The 4,405-nt window shown below is 68.6% G+C and carries 7 protein-coding genes; 2 read left to right on the top strand and 5 right to left on the bottom strand.

All coding sequences use genetic code 11. The annotated features are described in order from the left end of the window. Nucleotides 1-211: 211 nt before the first annotated feature. The gene (locus ACOJUJ_RS14670) at nucleotides 212-778 is read left to right on the top strand and encodes a hypothetical protein (protein WP_420127640.1); all 567 of its coding nucleotides are present in this window, start codon (nucleotides 212-214) and stop codon (nucleotides 776-778) included. A gap of 89 nt (nucleotides 779-867) precedes the next feature. On the opposite strand, the gene ACOJUJ_RS14665 is transcribed toward ACOJUJ_RS14670, so the two are convergent. The 4 genes from ACOJUJ_RS14665 to ACOJUJ_RS14650 form a co-directional block, all read right to left on the bottom strand. Next, nucleotides 868-1,653, bottom strand: a complete 786-nt coding sequence (locus ACOJUJ_RS14665) for a lytic transglycosylase domain-containing protein (protein WP_420127639.1) — start codon at nucleotides 1,651-1,653, stop codon at nucleotides 868-870. 82 nt (nucleotides 1,654-1,735) lie between these two features. Beyond that, a complete protein-coding gene (locus ACOJUJ_RS14660) occupies nucleotides 1,736-2,125 on the bottom strand; it encodes a PIN domain-containing protein (RefSeq protein WP_420127638.1) in 390 nt (129 codons plus the stop codon). After that, nucleotides 2,122-2,418: a hypothetical protein gene (locus tag ACOJUJ_RS14655; protein WP_420127637.1), complete on the bottom strand. Its 297-nt coding sequence runs from the start codon at nucleotides 2,416-2,418 to the stop codon at nucleotides 2,122-2,124. The genes ACOJUJ_RS14660 and ACOJUJ_RS14655 overlap by 4 nt, the downstream gene beginning before the upstream one ends. 76 nt (nucleotides 2,419-2,494) lie before the next feature. After that, nucleotides 2,495-3,676, bottom strand: a complete 1,182-nt coding sequence (locus ACOJUJ_RS14650) for a threonine synthase (RefSeq protein WP_420127636.1) — start codon at nucleotides 3,674-3,676, stop codon at nucleotides 2,495-2,497. 131 nt (nucleotides 3,677-3,807) lie between these two features. Here ACOJUJ_RS14650 and ACOJUJ_RS14645 point away from each other — a divergent pair, with 131 nt between their 5' ends. Then, nucleotides 3,808-3,978, top strand: a complete 171-nt coding sequence (locus tag ACOJUJ_RS14645) for a hypothetical protein (RefSeq protein WP_420127635.1) — start codon at nucleotides 3,808-3,810, stop codon at nucleotides 3,976-3,978. A gap of 39 nt (nucleotides 3,979-4,017) precedes the next feature. Here the strand turns inward: ACOJUJ_RS14645 and ACOJUJ_RS14640 are convergent. Next, the coding region (locus ACOJUJ_RS14640; RefSeq protein ID WP_420127634.1) for a hypothetical protein at nucleotides 4,018-4,405 on the bottom strand (388 nt) is incomplete at its 5' end.

The following is a 4,405-nucleotide window of genomic DNA, read 5'->3' as shown; positions in this document are numbered from 1 at the left end:
AGCAACGAGCCGCTGGCGAACCGGTGGTTCGAGTCCATCCAGGAACTCGAAAGCGTGCTGGCCCAGCGCTGCTGTCAGATGACGGAGATGCAGGACTTCCTGCGAGGGCTCACCTTCTATCACTGGTGGCCCTCAACGCTCAACTGAATGCAAACTCTTTTTCCGGATTTGGTATTACGGCTTTCGCCCCAGCCGCCTGTCCGACCGCCAGGTGAATGCCATCCAGGACACGTGGTACGAGCTGTTTGGCACCACCGGCACGCGCCGCCCGCTGAGCCGTGCGCAGGCCACCGCCATCGTCTACATGGCGCTTGTGCACCCGCACGAGCAGGAAGGCTTCTACGAGGACGGGCGGCCCGGCCGTGGCGGCGGCGGCGGCGGGTGGAACGATCGCCCGGGCGGTGGATGGAACGACCGTCCGGGCGGTGGATGGAACGACCGTCCCCACGACGGCTACGATGACGATGCGCCTCCGTACCGCGAAGGCGATGAGCCCTGCGTGCGGATGGAAGCCGATGCGTATCGCCTGGGCAACCTGGTCAGCGCGCCGGAGGTCAGCACCGGCCTGTTCATCGTCGATCCGGAGAAGGGGCAGGCCCGCACGCTCGCCCGGCAGATCCAGCAGCGCGCCGTGGAGTGCCGCGCCAGCGCCGTCGCCGACCGCGCGACGATGATCCTCCGGCTGCTCTCCGAGCCGCTTCCTCGGCGCTCCGACGTAGAGGCACAGGTCAACACGCTCAAGCAGAGCATCCAGCAGCACACCGGCCGCCGCCGCTGAGCGGACGGATCATCGGGAAAGACGGAGGGCCGGGCGCCGCGATGGCGCCCGGCCCTGTGCTTTCTGGCGATGTTGATCGAGCGGATGCCTCAGCTCTCGTCTTCGTTGTCGTCGTCCGAACCTGCTTCAGCGCCGGGCGGAATGGGGATGATGCCCTTTCCCCTGTACTCCGACCCGCCGTGCGCGCGCGGACCCAGGATGCGCTTGCCGTAGCCGTTCTCGGGGTCCGCGCCGCGTCGCAGGGCCCGGTCCACCGAGTTCTCGCCACGGTTGTAGGCGATCACGCCCAGCCGCACCGCGTCGGCGCCGTGCTCCTCGTACCGCTCGATCATCTCGCGCAGGTAGCCAAAGCCCAGCCGCATGTTGGTGCGCGGATCGATAAGCTCCTTGCGCGTGTCGATCTCGGGGTTGATGGAGCGCGCGGTGCCGGGCATCATCTGCACCAGCCCCGTGGCCCCGCCCGAGCCGATGGCGTCGGGGTCGAACACGCTCTCCACGCGGACGAGCCGGAATCCCAGCTCCGGATCCAGCCCCACCTCTACCGCCGCGTCGTGGACCATGCGCGCCATGGCGGCGGTGATGTGGTAGCGGTCCGCCATCTCCTGCACCACCAGCTCGGCCGAATCCACCTTCTCCACGGCGCGGCGCAGATACGTGGCCTGCAGCAGCTGCGGCGTTCTGGGCTGCGCGACCTTCAGCTCGCGCAGCGAATCCGGCACCCCGGCGCGCGGCCCAAAGCGGCCCACCACGCTGGACGAGGTCCTCGCCAGCGCAAACCCGCCGACAAAGATCAGGGGCAGCAGCAACAGCAGCCAGCGCGGCACCCCCGCCAGGCCATACCGCCTGCGTCCGCCAGGCCGGGCGACTTCGGTCACGGTCGTTCTCCTCCGATTCCGAGACGTCCATCCATGTCGAACCCTTTCGCCGCCGCTCCCGTGGCAAATCCGGGACCGGTAATCAGACGCCCGACTCGTCGAAAAGGATCAGCTGGGGAAACGCGGCCTGGACCCACTTGAAGTGCGCGTCACGCGTCCAGAGAGGCAGACCATTGTGGATCGCCGTCGCCGCGATCGCCGCATCGGGAAATTTGATCTTTGTACCCCGCCGGGTCATTGCACCTGATACACGCCCGGTGAGCTCCCACACCGGCTCATCGATCGGTACGTGCCCGAACAACCTCAACGTTGCCTCCAGATCCGTGCGCTCCGCATCCGTCCGAACGCCAGTGTACAGCTCGGCTACCACGATCCCGCACACCGCGGGCTTGCCGGAGAGCACGACACGCGCAACCGGTAGGCTCGGCTTTCGCGCGAGTTCGATCACGATGGACGTGTCAACCAGGATCATTCTGCGTTGCGGACCGCGAGGATCGCCTCGACATCCAGGCCGCCGCGTTCCGCCAGACGCAGGGCCGCCGCGATACCGGGCTCCTTCTCCGCCAACGCCCGCAACTCCGCCATCTCAGCAGCCGTGGGCGCAGGGCGATGCAGGGCATTCCCCAGAAACGTTTCCATCGTTTCGGCGAAAGGATCTTCAGCCACCGCGTGAATCTCTTCCATCATGTGGGCAGCCAGCGCGTCCTGTTCGTCCGCAGGCAGCGTGGATGCCATCTCGAAAGCGCGCTGCAGCATCTCGGTCATATCGGCCTCTCTCGTTAGAGCAAACCGGCCACTCCTCACGATCATCCAATCCGCCGCTCCCGTCAAGCCCTCGTGTTCACACTACGTACTTCAACCCGCTGCCGGTGTTGAAGAGAACCACCTCGTCGTCGGGGCGGATGACGCCCGACTGGCGCAGGCGGGCAGCGGCGACGGCGGTGGCGGCGCCTTCGGGCGCGCAGAAGATGCCGGTGTCGGCGCCCACCACGGGCGTCCAGGCGCGCATCGCGTCGTCGTCCACGGCGATGGCGGCGCCACCGGACGCGCGGACGGCGTCCAGGATCAGAAAGTCGCCTACGGCGCGGGGCACGCGCAGGCCGCTGGCGTAGGTGTGCGCGCCGGCCCACGGCTCCGCGTACTCCGTCCCCTGCTCCCAGGCGCGGACGATGGGCGCGCACCCGGACGCCTGCACCGAGATCATCTTCGGCCGCTGGGAACCGATCCACCCCAGCCGCTCCATCTCGTCGAACGCCTTCCACATCCCCACCATTCCCGTCCCGCCACCGGTGGGATAGACGATCACGTCCGGAAGCCGCCACCCCAGCTGCTCGGCGACCTCGTACCCCATCGTCTTCTTTCCCTCCACGCGGTACGGCTCCTTGAGCGTGGACAGGTCAAACCAGCCGTGCTCGCGCGCGCCTTCGGCCACGCGCGCGGCGCAGTCGGTGATCAGCCCGTCGAACAGCTCCACGTCGGCGCCCAGCGCGCGCATCTCCTCAAGGATGGGGAACGGCGTGTCGCGCGGGACCACGACGTGCGCGCCCATCCCCGCGGCGGCGGCGTAGGCGGCGGTAGCGCTCCCCGCGTTGCCGGCGGAGGGGAGCGCCACCTCGGTAATCCCCAGCTCCTTGGCGCGGCTGATGGCCATGCACAGCCCCCGCGCCTTGAACGACGCGGTGGGGTTCTGCCCCTCGTCCTTTACCCAGCACCGCCCCACGCCGATGCGCGCCGCCAGCCGCGGCGTGTCGATCATGGGCGTCCACCCCTCGCCCAGGCGGACGGCGTTGGATGGATCGCGCACGGGCAGGAGTTCGGCGTAGCGCCACAGGTCCGCGGAGCGCCCGGCCAGATCGTCGCGCGAAAGGCGCCGGCCGATGGCCTCCAGGTCGTAGCGCGGATACAGCGGCTTTTCGCAGCACGGCGATAGCCGGTGCGGCTCTTCGGAAGCGTACGATGCGCCGCAGCGGGTGCACTCCAGGTGCGAGGCGCCACCGGGGGCAACGGTTTCAGTCGATGACATCGGTCGATTTCAGAGGTTCATGCGAGGCCGCGGCTGTGTTCGCGCGGCGCCCCGATTTGCGCGGCAATCGTTTCGCGCGCATCTTCGTACTCAGGACCCGGCAGCATCACACATCCCATCCAGGAGGACGCATGCGGACGATCCGGCTGAACGTAGACGCACTGGAAGTCAACTCGTTCACGACTTCGTTCCCCGACCCGGCGCGCGGAAACGCGATGGCGCCAACCGACTACTGCGGCAGCGCGGTGAGCGAGACCAACGGCGTGGCCATCTGCAAGTCGTGCGGGCCCTGCTGCCAGTAAGCAGTCCTCGCACCGGGAACTGACCGGGGTGCTGGCCGCCTACCGCCTTGCGGGCCGGGCGGCCAGCACCGTTTCCACCGGGCCGCCGCATTCGGGGCACTTCGCCTCCGCGCCCTCCGTCCAGCGGTGGCAGGCCATGCACAGCGTCACCAGCCGCCCCTCCTCTTCCGACGCGGCGGGGAGAAGAAACGCGCTCCCGTCTTCCGCCACCGCGCGGAGCGACGGGCCGCTGTAGAAGTGGGCCAGCAGGTCGCGCAGGTCCACATCCGCCGCCTTTTCGATCACGTCCTCACGACTCACCGCCGTCCGGTCGCGAAAACGGGCGCGCTCCGCCGTCCAGGTGCGCTCCACCCCCGGCTCCGGCGACATCGTGAGCGTCAGCCCGCGCGTCTCCAGCGAAAAGCGCACGTCCAGCCGCGAGCGCAGC

This window comes from Longimicrobium sp. (genome assembly GCF_048594345.1).
GTDB lineage: Bacteria > Gemmatimonadota > Gemmatimonadetes > Longimicrobiales > Longimicrobiaceae > Longimicrobium.
Note: the sequence above shows the minus strand (reverse complement) of the source record. Positions and strands in the feature narration are given on the sequence as shown.